Annotated in this window: 14 protein-coding genes; 6 read left to right on the top strand and 8 right to left on the bottom strand. The window is 71.4% G+C overall.

Features of this window, described 5'->3' with window-relative positions:
* Nucleotides 1-348: 348 nt before the first annotated feature.
* Nucleotides 349-762, bottom strand: a complete 414-nt coding sequence (locus ABIA33_RS02075; protein ID WP_370076208.1) for a cobalamin B12-binding domain-containing protein — start codon at nt 760-762, stop codon at nt 349-351.
* Between the two features lie 441 nt (nt 763-1,203).
* Between ABIA33_RS02075 and ABIA33_RS02070 the strand changes: the two genes are divergently transcribed.
* Both ABIA33_RS02070 and ABIA33_RS02065 read left to right on the top strand, forming a co-directional pair.
* On the top strand, nt 1,204-2,022 hold the full coding sequence (locus ABIA33_RS02070) for an esterase/lipase family protein (RefSeq protein WP_370076206.1): 819 nt from the start codon (nt 1,204-1,206) through the stop codon (nt 2,020-2,022).
* 218 nt (nt 2,023-2,240) lie between these two features.
* On the top strand, nt 2,241-3,524 hold the full coding sequence (locus ABIA33_RS02065; protein WP_370076204.1) for a peptidoglycan DD-metalloendopeptidase family protein: 1,284 nt from the start codon (nt 2,241-2,243) through the stop codon (nt 3,522-3,524).
* 94 nt (nt 3,525-3,618) lie between these two features.
* Here the strand turns inward: ABIA33_RS02065 and pcrA are convergent, their stop codons facing one another.
* Nucleotides 3,619-6,246 (bottom strand): DNA helicase PcrA, encoded by a 2,628-nt coding sequence (gene pcrA, locus ABIA33_RS02060; RefSeq protein WP_370076202.1) that lies wholly within the window; start codon nt 6,244-6,246, stop codon nt 3,619-3,621.
* Between the two features lie 84 nt (nt 6,247-6,330).
* Between pcrA and ABIA33_RS02055 the strand changes: the two genes are divergently transcribed.
* A complete protein-coding gene (locus ABIA33_RS02055) occupies nt 6,331-6,900 on the top strand; it encodes an RNA 2'-phosphotransferase (RefSeq protein ID WP_370076200.1) in 570 nt (189 codons plus the stop codon).
* Between the two features lie 152 nt (nt 6,901-7,052).
* Nucleotides 7,053-8,102, top strand: a complete 1,050-nt coding sequence (locus tag ABIA33_RS02050) for an NlpC/P60 family protein (RefSeq protein ID WP_370076198.1) — start codon at nt 7,053-7,055, stop codon at nt 8,100-8,102.
* 67 nt (nt 8,103-8,169) lie between these two features.
* Here ABIA33_RS02050 and ABIA33_RS02045 read toward each other — a convergent pair whose 3' ends face one another.
* The gene (locus ABIA33_RS02045; RefSeq protein ID WP_370076196.1) at nt 8,170-9,006 is read right to left on the bottom strand and encodes a LuxR C-terminal-related transcriptional regulator; all 837 of its coding nucleotides are present in this window, start codon (nt 9,004-9,006) and stop codon (nt 8,170-8,172) included.
* The gene (locus ABIA33_RS02040) at nt 9,003-10,328 is read right to left on the bottom strand and encodes a PspC domain-containing protein (protein ID WP_370076240.1); all 1,326 of its coding nucleotides are present in this window, start codon (nt 10,326-10,328) and stop codon (nt 9,003-9,005) included. The genes ABIA33_RS02045 and ABIA33_RS02040 overlap by 4 nt, the downstream gene beginning before the upstream one ends.
* Nucleotides 10,329-10,684: 356 nt before the next feature.
* On the opposite strand from ABIA33_RS02040, the gene ABIA33_RS02035 reads away from it, so the two are divergent.
* Both ABIA33_RS02035 and ABIA33_RS02030 read left to right on the top strand, forming a co-directional pair.
* Nucleotides 10,685-12,061 carry a PspC domain-containing protein gene (locus ABIA33_RS02035; RefSeq protein ID WP_370076194.1) on the top strand — a complete coding sequence of 459 codons (1,377 nt, stop codon included), beginning with the start codon at nt 10,685-10,687 and terminating at the stop codon, nt 12,059-12,061.
* Nucleotides 12,058-12,387, top strand: coding sequence for a hypothetical protein (locus tag ABIA33_RS02030; protein WP_370076192.1), 330 nt, complete (start codon nt 12,058-12,060; stop codon nt 12,385-12,387). The genes ABIA33_RS02035 and ABIA33_RS02030 overlap by 4 nt, the downstream gene beginning before the upstream one ends.
* Nucleotides 12,388-12,600: 213 nt before the next feature.
* Here the strand turns inward: ABIA33_RS02030 and ABIA33_RS02025 are convergent, their stop codons facing one another.
* The 4 genes from ABIA33_RS02025 to ABIA33_RS02010 all read right to left on the bottom strand — a co-directional run bounded on the left by ABIA33_RS02025 (nt 12,601) and on the right by ABIA33_RS02010 (nt 16,214).
* The gene (locus ABIA33_RS02025) at nt 12,601-13,128 is read right to left on the bottom strand and encodes a DoxX family membrane protein (protein WP_370076190.1); all 528 of its coding nucleotides are present in this window, start codon (nt 13,126-13,128) and stop codon (nt 12,601-12,603) included.
* Between the two features lie 117 nt (nt 13,129-13,245).
* Entirely contained in the window at nt 13,246-14,040 is a 795-nt protein-coding gene (locus ABIA33_RS02020; protein ID WP_370076188.1) for a class II aldolase/adducin family protein, read from the bottom strand.
* Between the two features lie 143 nt (nt 14,041-14,183).
* A complete protein-coding gene (gene guaA, locus ABIA33_RS02015) occupies nt 14,184-15,788 on the bottom strand; it encodes a glutamine-hydrolyzing GMP synthase (protein WP_370076186.1) in 1,605 nt (534 codons plus the stop codon).
* Between the two features lie 105 nt (nt 15,789-15,893).
* Complete coding sequence (locus ABIA33_RS02010) at nt 15,894-16,214, bottom strand: chorismate mutase (RefSeq protein WP_370076184.1); 321 nt, start codon at nt 16,212-16,214, stop codon at nt 15,894-15,896.
* Nucleotides 16,215-16,574 lie beyond the last annotated feature (360 nt).

Genomic DNA, 16,574 nt, shown 5'->3' with positions numbered 1-16,574 from the left:
GCGTCCCGGGAGTACTCCATCCCCCGGGGAGCCACCCCCCGGACCCCCGGGACAGCCACCCCCCAAAGCCTCCCGCGCTAGAACGCCGCCGCGCTGCGGAGGTTGCCCTCCACCCAGGCCACCACGTCACGCGTCGGCGTCCCGGGAGTACTCCATCCCCCGGGGAGCCACCCCCCGGACCCCCGGGACAGCCACCCCCCAAAGCCTCCCGCGCTAGAACGCCGCCGCGCTACGGAGGTTGCCCTCCACCCAGGCCACCACGCCACCCGTCGGCGTCCCCGGTGTACTCCATCCCCCGGGGAGCCACCCCCCGGACCCCCGGGACAGCCACCGCCAACGCCTCCCGCGCTAAAGCGCCGCCGCGCTGCGGAGGTTGCCCTCCACCCAGGCCACCACGTCACGCGTCGGCGTCCCGGGTGTGAAGATCGCGGCGACGCCGAGATCCTTCAGGAGGGGGATGTCGCCGTCGGGGATGATCCCGCCGCCGAAGACCTTGATGTCCGCCGCGTCGCGTTCCCGCAGCAGCTCCACCACCTTGGCGCAGAGCGTCATGTGCGCACCGGAGAGGATCGAGAGCCCGATGCCGTCGGCGTCCTCCTGGATCGCCGTGTCCACGATCTGCTCAGGGGTCTGGTGCAGGCCGGTGTAGATGACCTCCATGCCCGCGTCGCGCAGCGCGCGGGCGATCACCTTCGCGCCCCGGTCATGACCGTCCAGGCCCGGCTTGGCCACGACCACGCGAATAGGTCCGGACACGCCCATCGTTGCCTCCTGTGTCAGCACGCGCGGCCCCACGCTGGACCCCGCACGTCCACTTGTTCGCCCACTGCCCACCCATGTCACCCGTGCGACCGTCGGCAGACGTTAACCGGCGTTCTCGCCCGGTGGTGGAACGTTATCGCCAGCACGGCCCGAACGCCGTTTCACGGACCCAGGCGAGGGGAGAATCACACCGGAACAATCGTTCACTGCTCGTCGGACCCGGGCCCGCCCGCACCGGATCCCCCGCGCAGTGGGGAGCCGCACAGCATCCACACCGCACTCCTTCGCACCCCCCGCGGCGAAGGGTCCTGCCGTTCCGCAGCGTGCCTGGCAGGACGCCGTGCGCCGCCGGTGTGCCCTCGCTTTCGGCGGCCTGCGCTCCCACGTCCGCACACGGGGGTCAGCGACTGCCCCCCGCGCGCCCACGCCGGGGAGGCACGAGTGGTGAGCATCCCGTACTGCCGTACTGCGACGACGGTACGAGCCGTCGGCCTGGAGGCCGCAGCCCTCGCCGGGCACCTGCTGCTGTACCCCACCGGCCTCTCGTCCGAGCGCTGGCCGCTCCCCCGCCCCGACTGCACTCACGACACCACGCCGCCGAGCCCGCCGAGCAGCGCACCCGCCGGACACGCCCCGGTACTGCTGCTGCACGGCCTCTTCGACAACCGCGCCGTGTTCACCCGCATGCGCAGATCGCTGCGCTCCCACGGTTGGGAGCACGTGCACGCGCTCAACTACAGTCCGCTCGCCGTGGACGTCCGCAACGCCGCCCTGCTTCTCGGCAAGCACGTCGAGCACACCCGGGGGGTGTACGGGGGTGAGCGGGTTGCCGTCGTGGGGCACAGCCTCGGCGGCCTGATCGCCCGCTACTACGTGCAGCGGCTCGGCGGCGACGAGCATGTGCACACGGTCATCACCCTCGGCACCCCGCACCAGGGGACGATCAGTGCCGGCCTGATCTACCCGCTGCCGATCGCCCGCCAACTCCTGCCCTCCAGCAGCGTCTTCAGGGAGTTGCAGGCTCCGGCGGCCCCGTGTGCCACCCGCTTCGTCGTGTTCCGCGGCGACCATGACGCACTGGTCCTCCCGCACCCGAACGCCGCCCTTCGGCATCCCGACCTGTGGACGGAGAACATCCTCGTCCGGGGGGCGGGCCATGTGACCCTGCCGGTCCACAGCACCGTCATCACCCAGGTACGGGAAGTCCTGGCGGTCCCGACCCGCCCCGTCGTGCTGCCCGCTCCCAGGCTGAGCGCCTGAAATCGGTCCGATCCGGCCGAACCACCAAGGAAAATAGGCAAATACGTCAATTCGCTCGTAGGCGGATACCTCGCCCAGGAGATTGTGGCCGGTCCGTTACGGGGGATACAGTCACGCTCACTTTCCTTTGGTCCGTGGATTGGGATTCCTGTGGTGGACAACGACGCCCCGTACCGCGCCGCTCCGCCTGCGGAGCCGTCAGCGGCCAGGGGACGCCGATGACCACAGACACCGGTTGGTACGGCTACACCACTCCGATCCCGGAGCAGCCCTACCCGGAGCAGCCCTACTACGGCCAGCAAGGCGATCAGGGCGCGGACTACGGGTACGGCTACACCTACGCCTACGCGCCCGAACCGGTCACGCCGACCGAGCAGCAGTGGCCTTCGTCGCAGCAGTGGTCGAACGCTCCCGCTCCGCAGCCCCCGTACGACCCGTATCACCCGTACGAGCACCAATACCAGTACCAGCAGCACGCCTCGTACGCTCCCGTGAGCGAGCCCTACACCGGCTACGACACCCACCTCCCGTACGCCGAGCAGCTGCACTACGAACCGACGGCGACGATGACCGTCGTCACCGAACCCCCCTACGGCTACTACGACCACGCCGCGGAACATGACGTGGGCGTCGTTGACCTCGACGAGCTGGACCTCAACGAGCTCGAGCTCGACCTCGAGTTCGAGTCGCTGGGCATCGACGAGCAGATCGACGATCAGATCGACGATCAGGCCGACGAGCATGTCGAGGAGTCGGCCGCCGCCGGCACGCCCCTCCCGTCAGGCGGACGCGCCGCCGCCCGCGCCGCCCGGGGCCGCTCCACCCGCCGCCGCTCCGCCGTACTGACCATCGCCGTCCCCTCCGTGGCCGTCCTCGGCATCGCCGGAGCCGCAGCCGCGACCCTCGTACCTGGCGCGCACAGCCACTCGCACACCGTGGCCGCCGCGACCGACGCGTCCGCGACCCCGACGGCCGCCGAGCAGAAGGCCGAAGCCCTCGCCGCCGCGCAGGCCAAGGCGTCCGCCGAGCAGGCCAGTCGGGACGAGGCCCGGCAGGCTCTGCTCCTGCGCACGGCAGCCGCCAAGAAGAAGGCCGCCGAGGCACCCCGCTACGTTCTGCCGATCAGCGAGCACACCGGTCTGAGCGCACTGTTCGGCCAGGCCGGGACCCGCTGGATGCAGCTGCACACGGGGATCGACTTCCCGGTGAGCGTCGGCACGGACGTGCACGCGGTCACCGACGGCACCATCTCCACCAAGTGGAATCCGTTCTACGGCAACATGCTGATACTGACCGCGCCCGACGGCACCCAGACCTGGTACTGCCACCTCAGCGAGTACAAGCGGCGCAGCGGAACGGTGAAGGCCGGGGACATAGTCGCCTACTCCGGTGACACGGGAAACTCCACCGGACCGCACCTGCACTTCGAAGTGCATCCCGGCGGCGGCCCCGCCGTGGACCCGCTGCCCTGGCTGCTCGAGCACGGACTCGACCCGCGCTGAGCCTGACGCTTCCGGGCGCTTCGCGCTTCCGAGCGTTCGGCCCGCCCGGCAACCAGGGCTCGCCCGGCCGGACAGACCCTGACGCCGCGTCAGCTCAGAGCTTCTCCACCGGCGCGTAGCGCAGCAGCAGTTGCTTGGTGCCCTCCGCACCGAAGTCGATCGTCGCCTTGGCGTCGTCCGCCGGCCCGCCCACTGCGACGACCGTGCCCAGGCCGAAGCGGTCGTGGGTAACCCGGTCGCCGACGGCCAGCGAGACGGTGGCCCGCTCCTTCATCCGCCCCGCGTTCCTGCCCCAACCAGCCGGAGCCGTGCGCTTGCCGGCGCCCGAGCCACCCGAACCGGCCGAACCGCCGTAGCCACCCGAACCGCCGAAGCCCCCTCGGCCGACCGATGCGGCGGCAGCCGAGCGCTTCTCCTCGACCAGCGCCGGCGGGATCTCCTCCAGGAAGCGTGAGGCCGGGTTGTACGACGGCTGCCCCCAGGCGCTGCGCAGCACCGCCCGCGAGAGGTACAGCCGTTCCCGTGCCCGGGTCACCCCGACGTACGCCAGGCGCCGCTCCTCCTCCAGCTCCTTGGGCTGGCTGAGCGCGCGCAGATGCGGGAAGACGCCGTCCTCCATACCGGTCAGGAAGACCACGGGGAACTCGAGCCCCTTGGCGGTGTGCAAGGTCATCAGCGTGATGACGCCCTTGCTCTCGCCGCCCTCGTCGTCGGGAATCTGGTCGGAGTCCGCCACCAGCGCGACCCGTTCCAGGAACCCGGCCAGACCCGTCGCCACCGGCTCCGCACCGACCCCGGCCGCACCGTCCGCCCCCGCTGCCCCGTCCGCGGACTCGTCCACGGGTTCGGCGGCAGCCTCCGCCTGCTCGAACTCCAGCGCCACGGCTGCGAGTTCCTGCAGGTTCTCGACTCGCGTCTCGTCCTGCGGGTCGGTCGAGGCCTGGAGCTCGGCCAGGTAGCCGGTCTCCTCCAGGACAGCTTCGAGGACTGCCGCCGCTCCGGCCCCGGAGTCGACGATCCCCCGCAGCTTCGCCAGCAGCTCGTTGAACTTCTTCACCGCGTTGAGCGAGCGCGCGGCCATGCCGTACGCCTCTTCCGCGCGCCGCAGTGCCTCCGCGAAGGAGATCCGCTCGCGCTGCGCCAGGGCGTCGATCATCGCCTCCGCGCGGTCGCCGATCCCCCGCTTCGGCACGTTGAGGATGCGCCGCAACGGCACCGTGTCCTCGGGGTTGGCCAGCACCCGCAGATACGCGAGGACGTCCCTGACCTCCTTGCGCTCGTAGAAGCGCACCCCACCGACGACCTTGTAGGGCAGCCCGACCCGGATGAACACCTCCTCGAACACCCGGGACTGGGCGTTGGTCCGGTAGAACACCGCGACATCACCCGGCCGCGCCTCGCCCTTGTCGGTGAGCCGGTCCACCTCGTCGGCGACGAACTGCGCCTCGCCGTGCTCGTCGTCGGCGACGTAGGCGACGATCTGTTCCCCGTTCGCACCCGCCGTCCACAGGTTCTTGGCGCGGCGGTTGGTGTTGCGCTCGATCACCGAGTTGGCCGCGCTCAGGATCGTCTGCGTGGAGCGGTAGTTCTGCTCCAGCAGGATCGTCATCGCGCTCGGGTAGTCCTCCTCGAAGGCGAGGATGTTGCGGATGGTGGCGCCGCGGAAGGCGTAGATCGACTGGTCGGCGTCACCGACCACGCACAGCTCCGCCGGGGGCACGGACGCCAGTCCGGCCTCCGCCGGGTTGACGAACTCGCCGTCCACCGTCATCTTCGGCGCGGACCCGGCCGCGCCCCCGCTCAGCTCCCTGACCAGCATGTACTGGGCGTGGTTGGTGTCCTGGTACTCGTCCACCAGGATGTGCCTGAAGCGCCGCCGGTAGTGCTCGGCGACGTCCGGGAACGCCTGCAGCAGGTGCACCGTCGTCATGATGATGTCGTCGAAGTCCAGCGCGTTGGCCTCGCGCAGCCGCCGCTGGTAGAGCGCATACGCCTCCGCCAGCTTGCGCTCCATCGGGTTCTCCGCCTGCCCGGCGTAGGTCTCCTCGTCGATCAGCTCGTTCTTGAGGTTCGAGACCTTCGCCGTGAACGACTTCGGTGGGAACTGCTTGGGATCAAGGTCCAGATCGCGGCAGCACAGTGCCATCAGCCGCTGCGAGTCGGCCGAGTCGTAGATCGAGAAGCTGGAGGTGAACCCGAGCAGCTTGCTCTCCCGCCGCAGGATCCGCACGCACGCGCTGTGGAAGGTCGACACCCACATCGCCTTGGCGCGCGGTCCGACCAACTGCTCGACGCGTTCGCGCATCTCGCCCGCGGCCTTGTTGGTGAAGGTGATCGCCAGGATCTCTCCCGGGTGCACCCCCCGGGCCGCGAGCAGGTAGGCGATGCGGTGCGTCAGAACCCGGGTCTTGCCGGACCCTGCTCCGGCCACGATGAGCAGCGGCGATCCGGCATGGACCACGGCCTCGCGCTGCTCCGGGTTCATCCCGTCCAGCAGGACCGCAGGGTCCGTGACGGGGCGCGGAGCGCCGTCGCGGTAGTACGCCTCGCGCTCCGGAGGCGCGTCGAACCTCCCCGCGAACAGGTCGGCGGGCAGCTCCTCCTCGTAGGGAGCGTCGTACCGACCGTCGTCCGGGAGGTCCGCGTGCGCGTCGTCGACCGTGGGCTCCACCAGGGTGCCGTCCAGACCGGGCAGGGGAATGTCGTCAAAGAGGCTGCTCATCACCGACGAGTCTAGGCCGCCGCACCGACACCCCTGTCCAAAACCGGGAGACGTCCTCCTGGCCCCCTCGCTATCGTCGCCACCATGTCCGATACCAACGACCCCAGCCGCGCCAAGCGACTGGTGAAGACCTCCAAGTTCCTCTCCCTGGTGCTGCGCCACGACCCGGCCCGAATCGGGCTGACCCTCGACCCGGCAGGCTGGGTCGACGTCTCCACGCTGCTCACGGCGCTCGCCGCGCACGGCCGGCCGCTGACCCGTCCGGAGCTGGACCATGTCGTCGCCGAGAACGACAAGCGCCGCTTCGCCTACGACGCCACCGGCGCCCGGATCCGCGCCAGCCAGGGCCACACGGTCCAGGTGGACCTCGGCTACACCGACTCCGAGCCGCCGGTGCTGCTCTTCCACGGAACGCACCCCTCCGCTCTCGACGCCATCTGGCGCGAGGGGCTGCGCCCGATGCAGCGCCACGCCGTCCACCTCTCCGCCGACGCCGAGACCGCCACCCGCGTCGGCGCCCGCCGTGGCCGTCCCGTCGTGCTGACGGTGGACGCCGCCCGGATGGCGGCCGACGGCCACCGCTTCCGCCTGAGCGCCAACGGCGTCTGGCTGACCGACTCGGTCCCGCCGCAGTATCTCGGCACGGTCAGATGATCTGTTTGATAGGCGCTTTGATCAACAAGGAACCATGAACGATCAGGGAACGGCAGAAAGCATGCGAACGGAACGATCGGCTCCGTAAAAGAACGGCCAGCCTCGAACTCCGCCCCGCGCCACCCTTCCCGCCCGGACTAGCGTCCCGGCCCATGGCGTCACACCGAAAACCGAGAACAAGCCAGCTCACCGGCATCACCGCCCGCACCGCCGTCACCCTCGCCACAGCCGCGGCCGCCTCGGTGACCGTCTTCTCGCACACCGGGAACGCCGACCCGAAGCCCACCCCGGACGAGGTGAAGTCGCAGGTCGATGCCCTGTACCGGCAGGCCGAGGCAGCCACCCAGCAGTACGACGGCGCGGAAGCGCAGGCCACGACGCTGCAGCAGCGCGCCACGCAGCTCCAGCAGCAGGCAGCCAGGACCGACGCCGGTATGAACAGCCTGCGGACCCGCCTCGGCGCTGTCGCCGCGGCCCAGTACCGCAGCGGCGGAATCGACCCGACCCTCCAACTGCTCACCAGCGCGCACCCGGACGACTACCTCCAGCGCGCCGGTTCGCTGAACCGGGCGGCCGCCGCCGAGCAGGAACTGCTGAACCAGTACGGCGTCCAGCAGCGCGCCCTGCACCAGCAGCAGTCAGCCGCGGCCACGCAGCTCGCCGCCCTGCAGGCGGAGCGGCAGCGGCTCACGGCGGCGCGAGCGCTGATCCAGGCCAAGCTCGCCGCGGCCCAGCAGCTCCTGGATTCGCTGAACGCGGCCCAGCGCGCCACCCTCCAGCAGGCGCCCACCGGAGCCGGACCAGGGGTCGGGTCGGCGGCCGGGCCGGGGACAGGACCGGATGTCCCGGTCTCCGGCCGGGCAGCCGCCGTGGTGGCCTTCGCCCGCGCGCAGATCGGCAAGCCCTACGTCTGGGGCGCGACCGGACCCGGCGCCTACGACTGCTCCGGGCTGACGCAGGCCGCATGGGCGGCGGCCGGGGTCTCGCTGCCGCGTACGACGTACGATCAGATCGGAGCCGGGCAGCGGGTGTCCAGCAGCCAGTTGCGGCCCGGTGACCTGGTCTTCTACTACTCCGGCATCAGCCATGTCGGCATCTACGTCGGCGGCGGCGAGATCGTCCACGCACCGCATCCGGGCGCGGCGGTGGAGTACGCCCCGGTCGGCGAGATGCCCATCTCCGGTGCGGTCAGGCCCGCCTGACCGCCACTCGCCCGCGCGCCCGCCCCCGGGCGGGCCGTCCGCCCGGGCGCCCCGGCGTCGCAGCGGGTCAGACCAACCGACGCGCCGTCGCCCAGCGGGTCAGCTCGTGACGGTTGCTCAGCTGGAGCTTGCGCAGCACCGCCGAGACGTGGCTCTCCACCGTCTTCACCGAGATGAAGAGCTGCTTGGCGATCTCCTTGTACGCGTACCCACGCGCGATCAGCCGCAGCACTTCCCGCTCCCGCTGGGTGAGCCGGTCCAGGTCCTCGTCCACCGGCGGGGTGTCGGTGGCCGCGAAGGCGTCCAGCACGAACCCGGCGAGCCGCGGCGAGAACACCGCGTCGCCGTCCGCGACCCGGAAGATCGCGTCCACCAGGTCGGTGCCGGTGATCGTCTTGGTCACATACCCGCGTGCACCGCCGCGGATGACGCCGATGACGTCCTCGGCGGCGTCGGACACCGACAGCGCCAGGAACCGCACCGCCTCCGCGCCCTCCAAGGAGGTGGCGGGCGCCGTGCCGCCCGGCATCAGCGGGGCGCAGCGCCGCAGCACCTCGACCCCCCCGCCGCCGGGCAGGTGCACGTCCAGCAGCACCACATCGGGCCTGGTCGCGGTGACGATGGCGACGGCCTGCTCCACGTCGGCCGCCTCACCGACCACGTCCACGCCGGTGCGCTCGGTCTGCCCGATCTCGGCGCGGACGCCGGTACGGAACATACGGTGGTCGTCGACCAGGACGACCCGCGCCCGCCGCGTCACCAGCGCGTCCCCGGCCGACTCGGCCGCTCCCGCTGCTGCCGCTGCTGCCGTTGCTCCCGCTGCTCCCGCTGCTCCCGCTGCTCCCGTCGCTGCTACCGCTCCCGTTGCCTCGGCTGCCACGTTCTCGTTCTCCCCGCCCGTCATCCGCTCGCCCTCTCCATCTCAAGTTCGACCTCGGTGCCCCCGGCGGGTGCCGGACGTACCCGCGCGTGCCCGCCGTTGCGCTGCATTCGGCCGATGATCGATCCTCGTACGCCCATCCTGTCCTCGGGAACCGAGTCCAGGTCGAAACCGGGGCCCCGGTCGCGGACAAACACCCACACGGTGTTCCCCTCGACCTCGGCGTACACCGAGACGGGCTCGCCGCCACCGTACTTGGCCGCGTTGACCAGCGCCTCCCTGGCCGCCTGCAACTGCGCGACGAGTTTCTCGTCCATCGGGCAGTCGCCGACGCAGATGACCTCCACCGGGACTCCGTGCAGGTCCTCGACCTCGGCGGCCACCTTGCGGACGCACTCGGCGAGGGTGTCGGGAGAGTCGTCGCCGGCGTCGGGTCCGGTGGGACGGTACAGCCACTGCCGCAGGTCGCGTTCCTGGGCGCGGGCCAGCCGGGACACCTCCTTGGGGTCCTCTGCGTTACGCAGGATCAGAGTGAGGGTGTGCAGCACCGAGTCGTGGATGTGCGCGGCCACCTCGGCACGCTCCTGCGCCCGGATGCGCTCGCCGCGCTCGGTCGTCAGGTCCTGCCACATCCGCAGCAGATACGGGCCGCCGAGCAGCAGCGCGCCGGCGAAGACCGCCAGCACGGCCTGCGCGACCTTCGCGAAGTCGGCGAGCGAGCCGGACACGAAGAGGAAGCCGATGACCCCGGCCGCGACCAGCAGCACTCCGGCCGCGAGCCGGAGCACGGCGGAGCTGCGCTTGCTCTCCCCCAGGGAGAACCAGCGCGCCCAGCGCGCGTCGTCGGCCTGCCGCCAGACCAGGGCGACCCCGATCCCGGTGATGAGTATCGGCCAGACATAGGGCGAAGTGGCTTGCTTGGTCACCGTGTTGAGGAACACCAGCAGCCCGGCGACCAGCGCGATCAGCGCCAGCAGCGGCCCCCGGTGCTCCTCCGCCTCGGCCGAGCGCGGAGGCCGCGCGCCGGGGCCCGGTGGCGGGCCCGCCGTCGGCTCGCCCTGGATGGTCTGCTGCAGCAGCTGCCGGATCCGGCGCAGGCCGCGCGGCTGCTTCTCCAGCGAATACGGCCCGACGTTGCCGACCTGCCACGTCGCCGCCGGAACGGTGCCCGCGCGCAGTCCCATCGGCACCGCGAACCAGAACGCCGCGTAGAGCAGCGCGCCCAGGCCGTTGCCGAGCAGGAGCACCACGAAGGCCACCCGCACCCAGAACGTCCCGATGCCCAGGTGCGCGGCCAGCCCGTTCGCCACGCCGCCGAGCATCCGCCCCTCGGGGATGCGGTACAGCTTGCGGACCGGCGCCGGATCGGGCGAAGGACCGGCCCCGGCCGCCGACCCGAACCCGGACCCCGACGCGGCCGACGACGCCGGAGCAGGGTCGGGCCCGGGACGGTCCCCGGCCGGCGCGGACGCAGGCCCCCCGCTGTCCGGCGATCGGTCGGTGCTGAAGTCGGTGGCTGCCACACCCCGATCGTCACACGTCCGGGGTGTGCCGGGCATCAGGGTGAGCCAGGAACCCTGCCCGATCTCACCCGGCCGCTGTGTCAGGGTGTTTCTCAGGGGTCGATGTCAGGGTCGCAATCAGGGTCGCACCAGGGAGATGACGGATGGGCGCAGCACCGCAGGGGCCCGAAGATGGTGGCATGACCGAAGACACGCCCGCACCCCCGGCTCCTCCGCAGCCGAACCGGCCGGCCCGACCGCCGCTGGAGCGCAGTCGCGACCGCAGGGTCGTCGCCGGGGTCTGCGGCGGCCTGGGACGGCACCTGGACATCGACCCGGTGGTGTTCCGGGTGGTGATCGCCGTGCTCTGCCTCTCGGGCGGGGTGGGGCTGTTCATCTACGGCATGGCCTGGCTGGTCGTCCCGGTCGAGCGGACCGGACGCAACGAACTGCAGCGGCTGCTGTCCGGCCGGGTGGACGGCCAGTCGCTCGGCGCGGTGCTGGTGACGCTGCTCGGCACCGGCATCTTCTTCTCGTACATGGGTGACAGCGGGCACATCTTCCCGCTGCTGCTGATCGCGGCGCTGGCCTTCGCCGCGCTGCGCTACGACCCGGCGAAGCATCCGCGCCGCTGGCAGCAGCCGACCGCGACCGGGGACGACAGCGACCCGAACGCGTCCGCGGGCGGCGCCGGCTGGGCCGCCTTCCGGACGCAGGCGCCCGCAGCCGCGCCGGCGCAGCCGTCCGCGCCCGTTCCTCCGCCCGCACCGGCGTGGTGGCAGCGGCCGGATCCGCTGCGCAAGCCGGAGGCCGCGGGGAGTCCGGCTGACGCCCCGCCGCAGCCATCCTCCGCCTCCTGCGCGCCGTCGGACGCACGGCCGGACGCGCCCTTCGCGCCGCCGATGCCGCCGTTCACTCCTCCTCCGCCGCCGTTCGCCCCTCGTCCTCCCGGACGCGAGCCCCGCCGCCGCGACCGGTCCTTCCTCGGCTCCGTCTTCTTCTTCCTTGCCGTGATCACCAGTGGCCTGGTGTGGGTCGTCGCCGAGAAGAACCATCACAGCGTCAACGTCCTGGTGGTGCTTGCCTCGGGGCTGCTGGTGCTGGGCTTGGGCCTGCTCGTCGGCGCCCGCTGGGGTCGCGGCCGGAGTCTGGTGGTGTGGGCCACCCTGCTCACCCTCGCGGTGGCGGCCGTGGGCGCGAGTCCGGTCCAGCTGCACACCTCGTACCAGCGGGTCACCTGGGCCCCGACCACCGTCTCCGCGCTGCAGCCGAGCTACAAGCTGGACGCGGGACAGGCCACCCTGGACCTGAGCCGACTCAGCCCGACCCCGGGCCAGTCGCTGACCACGGAGGTGCACCTCGGCGCGGGCAAGGTGCAGGTGATCCTGCCTACCGGGCCCGAGGTCAGGGTCAGCGCCCATGCCGGGGTCGGCGATGTGCGCCTGCCCGACGACAGCAACAGCGGCGGCTTCGCACCGTCACGCAACGCGGACCTCAACCCCGGCGGTGCGGCGGCACATGGCACGATCGTCCTCGACGTGGCCGTCGGGGCAGGACAGGTGGAGGTCACCCAGTGAAGCGGCATCAGCTCGACCTGTTCTCACTGATCGCGGGGCTGGCCTTCGTCACCGTCGCGGTGCTGTACCTACTGGATGCCGCAGGCCGGCTGCACATGAACGGGCGGCTGGTGATCCCGCTGGTCCTGATCGCCCTGGGCGCCGCCGGCCTCGCGGGCGCGCTGTACCGGATGGCGCGCGGCTCGGACCCTGCCCCCGCCCCTGCGCCGGAGGCCGATCCCGAACCGGCCCCCCTCAGCGCGCCGTCGCCCTCGTACCGCTACGACGACCTCTCCCCCGACCTGGACGCTCTGGGCCTGCTGGACGACCCCAAGGAGAAGCGCTAGGAGGGTGCTGAAGATCTAGGCCGGATCAGGGAGCGGCGCCATGCGACTTCGATTGCAAGGCGGAGGAGGGAGCCAACCGTGGTTGGTAAAGGGCGACCAGGGGCACCTCCCGCCCGAAGGGTGGGGGAGACAACGCGGCAAGCGCCCGCGGCGGAGCCGCTGTCGTCGCGAGCGCAGGGCGTCGCGAGCCCGGCCTGGATCTTCTGCACCCTCCTAGGGCCGGACAGGTTCCAGGACCTGCGCCGGCTGTACTCGGCGCCGGGCCGCCAGCCAGCCGTCGAGTGACAGGAAGGGCGTCCCGGCCAGCACCAGCGGCACCCATGCCATCAGGTAGATCAGGTCGTTGCCCAGGTAGTACGGGTGGACCTGCCAGCTGACGGTCAGGAAGAAGCTCAGGTTGAGCAGCACTCCGCCGAACGCCGCCACCCGCCCGAGCAGCCCGAAGAGCGCCCCCAACCCCACCGCGAGCTCACCGATCGCGATGGCGAGAGCGAAGGCGGTGGGGGCCTTGAGGGCGAGGTCGAGCAGCGGCCCGATCGGGCTGCCCGACTTGACGCCCTGCGTCATCGCCGCGAAGGACAGCGGATCGCCGAGACCGGCCAGGTAGTGCGAATCGGTGAGCTTGTCCAGGCCCGCGTAGACGAAGGTGATCCCCAGGAAGATCCGCAACGGCAGCAGGGCGTACCGCGCACCCTGTTCCCGAAGGCCCGCACCCCTGCCGCCAGTACCCTGCTCCGACATGCCGCCGCCCTCTCCATGCCCGCCGCCCGCACGGCTGTGCGGTGATCAGTACTACGCGGCCGACGGGACGGAGGTTCGAATCCCGAGGGCGGAATGGGGCTACTCGACAGAGCCGGACTACTCGAAGGCGCCCTCCAGCGCGTCCGCGTGCCCCGCCACCAGCGGCTGGTAGTTGATCCACGCCACCAGGTCGTTGCCGAGCTGGTCGCGGGTCACCACCGCGCTGTCGTGCTCGATCGCCACCGGCTTGCCCGCCGCCTTCGCCGTCAACTGCACCTGGCAGGACCGCTCCATGGTGATGAACCACCAGGCGGCCGCGTCCACCGAGTCGCCGACGGTGAGCAGGCCGTGGTTGCGCAGGATGACGGCCTTGTGGCTGCCGAGGGTCGCGGCGATCCGGCGGCCCTCCTCCTGGTCCAGGACGACTCCGGTGTAGTCGTCGAACAGGGCGTGGCTCTCGTAGAAGGCGCAGACGTCCTGGGTGATCGGCTCCAGCAGCTCGCCCAGCGAGGACAGCGTCTTCCCGTAGACGGAGTGGCTGTGCGCGGCGGCGATCACGTCCGGGCGGGCGGCGTGGACCTGCGAGTGGATCGCGAACGCGGCCTGGTTGACGTGGTGGCGGCCCTGGACGACCTGTCCCTCGTGGTTGACCAGGATCAGGTCGCTGACCCTGATCTGCTTGAACGACATGGCGAAGGGGTTCACCCAGAAGTGGTCGGTCCACTCGGGGTCGCGCGCGGTGACGTGCCCGGCGACGCCCTCCTCGAAGCCGAACTTCCCGAACAGCCGCAGCGCCACGACCAGCCGCTCCTTGCGGTGCTGCCGTTCCTCCTCGACCGAGTCGAACTTCTGCGGCAGCGCGAACTGCAGCTGGTCCAGGGGTACCGGTGCGGGCGGGGGGTTGGTGGTCATGTCGGCTCTCCTAGCCAGGCGGTGTCCTCGAGTTGGAAGCTACCTCCCGGTAGACCCGTTGACCAGAGCCGCCAAAGGGAGAGAAACGACGGCGCCGCCACCCGGGTGCGGGTGACGGCGCCGAAGAGGCCTGGCAGGAGTGGCTACTCCCACTCGATGGTGCCCGGGGGCTTGCTGGTGACGTCCAGGACGACCCGGTTGACGTCGGCGACCTCGTTGGTGATCCGCGTCGAGATCTTCGCCAGCACCTCGTAGGGGACGCGCGACCAGTCGGCCGTCATCGCGTCCTCGGACGAGACCGGGCGCAGCACGATGGGGTGCCCGTAGGTGCGGCCGTCGCCCTGGACGCCGACCGAGCGCACGTCCGCGAGCAGCACGACGGGGCACTGCCAGATCGAGCGGTCGAGCCCGGCGGCGGTGAGCTCGGCGCGGGCGATGGCGTCCGCCTCGCGGAGCAGGTCGAGACGCTCCCTGGTGACCTCGCCGACGATGCGGATGCCCAGGCCGGGGCCGGGGAAGGGCTGCCGCTGGACGATCTCCTCGGGCAGGCCGAGCTCGGCGCCGACCATCCGGACCTCGTCCTTGAACAGCTTGCGCAGCGGCTCGACCAGCTGGAACTGCAGGTCCTCGGGGAGGCCGCCGACGTTGTGGTGGGACTTGATGTTGGCGGTGCCGGTGCCGCCGCCGGACTCGACCACGTCCGGGTAGAGCGTGCCCTGGACCAGGAACTCCACCGACTCGCCGTGGCTGCCGGCCTCGGCGACGATCTCGCTCGCGGCCTGCTCGAAGACCCGGATGAACTCCCGGCCGATGATCTTGCGCTTCTGCTCGGGGTCGGACACCCCGGCCAGCGCGGTCAGGAAGCGCTCCTCGGCGTCCACGACCTTGAGCTGAACGCCGGTGGCGGCCACGAAGTCCTTCTCGACCTGCTCCGACTCGCCCTTGCGCATCAGACCGTGGTCGACGTACACGCAGGTCAGCTGGTTCCCGATGGCCTTCTGGACCAGCGCGGCGGCGACCGCCGAGTCGACGCCCCCGGACAGGCCGCAGATGGCGCGCTTGTCGCCGACCTGGGCGCGGATCAGCGCGACCTGCTCCTCGACCACGTTGGTAGTGGTCCAGTCCGGGGCGATGCCGGCGCCACGGTAGAGGAAGTGCTCCAGGATCTGCTGGCCGTGCGTGGTGTGCAGCACCTCGGGGTGGTACTGGACGCCGTACAGCTTGCCCTCGTCGTTCTCGAAGGCGGCGACGGGGACCACGTCGGTCGAGGCGGTGACGGCGAACCCGGGAGGCGCCGCCGAGCAGGCGTCGCCGTGCGACATCCACACCGACTGCTCGACCGGGGTGCCTTCGAACAGGGTCGACCCCGGCTTGGTCACGGCCAGCGGGGTGCGGCCGTACTCGCGCGCGCCGCTGTTGTCGACGGTGCCGCCGAGCGCCACGGCCATCAGCTGGAATCCGTAGCACATGCCGAAGACCGGGACCCCGGCCTCGAAGACGGCGCGGTCCAGAGACGGCGCGTCCTCGGCGTACACCGAGGAGGGGCCGCCGGAGAGGATGATCGCCGCAGGGTTCTTGGCGAGCATCTCGGCCACCGGCATGGTGGAGGGGACGATCTCGCTGTAGACCCGGGCCTCGCGCACCCGGCGGGCGATGAGCTGGGCGTACTGGGCGCCGAAGTCGACGACGAGGACGGCGCCTTTCGATTCCGGAGTCGTCGACTGGTGGTCGGGGGTCGCTGTTGCCACAGGGCGGCCTTCCGGCGGTGCAATGGGGGTCGGACCCCCATCGTACCGGGGCCGGGAGGCCGCTCACCGCGCCTGCGCTGGTCCGAGCCTCAGGCCCGGCTCCGCTCAGGCCCGCCCCCGGCACAGCTCCAGGAGTTGCATGGCCACCTCGGTGCCCTGCGCGCCGAGAGCGGCACGGTAGCGGGCGAGGATCTCGAGTTCGCGGGAGAGGGCGAGCCGGGGTCCGCCGGTGGCGATGCGCGCGGCCTGGACCTCGGCGGAGACCGCCATCCGGTCCTGGACGAGGGCGATGATGCGGGCGTCCAGATCGTCGATGCGCTGCCGGGCGCCGGCGATCACGGCCTGCGCCTCGGCGGCGCCGAGCGCGTCCGTACCGACACCAGTGGCCGAAGGGGCGGTGCCGGTGCTGCTGGTGCTCGTGGTCATGTGGGTCTCCCGGGTAGGTGGGGCGGTGGGCCCGGCACCGGGGAGACGACAGGCGCCCCGGGCCAGTGGCCCGGGGCGCCTGTGCGAAGCCTGATCGTCTCTGTGTCAGGCGGCATCACCATGGCGACCGGAGCCTCCGGTGCCATAGGTAAAGACGTACGCCGCACAGAACATGGGTGACAGTGTAGCGGCTTCACCCGTTCGCCTCGGCCCCATCGGCGTGACCCCTCGTCAGGAGAATCGTTGTCCCTCATGACCGTACGGGGTTCACGTCTCCGCCAGGGACGTGAACCCAGCCTCCATCCGGGGGACTTGTGCGGCAGCAGGACCACGCGTGGAGTGTCACAACAGTCCGCCGAC

Origin of the sequence: Streptacidiphilus sp. MAP12-16, assembly GCF_041262165.1 — a bacterium.
Lineage (GTDB): Bacteria > Actinomycetota > Actinomycetes > Streptomycetales > Streptomycetaceae > Streptacidiphilus.
Note: the sequence above shows the minus strand (reverse complement) of the source record. Positions and strands in the feature narration are given on the sequence as shown.

Coding starts and splice junctions, on each gene's coding strand:
- ABIA33_RS02020 (WP_370076188.1), bottom strand. CDS start 14,040: ATGACCACCAACCCCCCGCCCGCACCGGTACCCCTGGACCAGCTGCAG.
- ABIA33_RS02045 (WP_370076196.1), bottom strand. CDS start 9,006: ATGACGGGCGGGGAGAACGAGAACGTGGCAGCCGAGGCAACGGGAGCG.
- ABIA33_RS02055 (WP_370076200.1), top strand. CDS start 6,331: ATGTCCGATACCAACGACCCCAGCCGCGCCAAGCGACTGGTGAAGACC.
- ABIA33_RS02050 (WP_370076198.1), top strand. CDS start 7,053: ATGGCGTCACACCGAAAACCGAGAACAAGCCAGCTCACCGGCATCACC.
- ABIA33_RS02010 (WP_370076184.1), bottom strand. CDS start 16,214: ATGACCACGAGCACCAGCAGCACCGGCACCGCCCCTTCGGCCACTGGT.
- ABIA33_RS02025 (WP_370076190.1), bottom strand. CDS start 13,128: ATGTCGGAGCAGGGTACTGGCGGCAGGGGTGCGGGCCTTCGGGAACAG.
- ABIA33_RS02075 (WP_370076208.1), bottom strand. CDS start 762: ATGGGCGTGTCCGGACCTATTCGCGTGGTCGTGGCCAAGCCGGGCCTG.
- ABIA33_RS02035 (WP_370076194.1), top strand. CDS start 10,685: ATGACCGAAGACACGCCCGCACCCCCGGCTCCTCCGCAGCCGAACCGG.
- pcrA (WP_370076202.1), bottom strand. CDS start 6,246: ATGAGCAGCCTCTTTGACGACATTCCCCTGCCCGGTCTGGACGGCACC.
- ABIA33_RS02065 (WP_370076204.1), top strand. CDS start 2,241: ATGACCACAGACACCGGTTGGTACGGCTACACCACTCCGATCCCGGAG.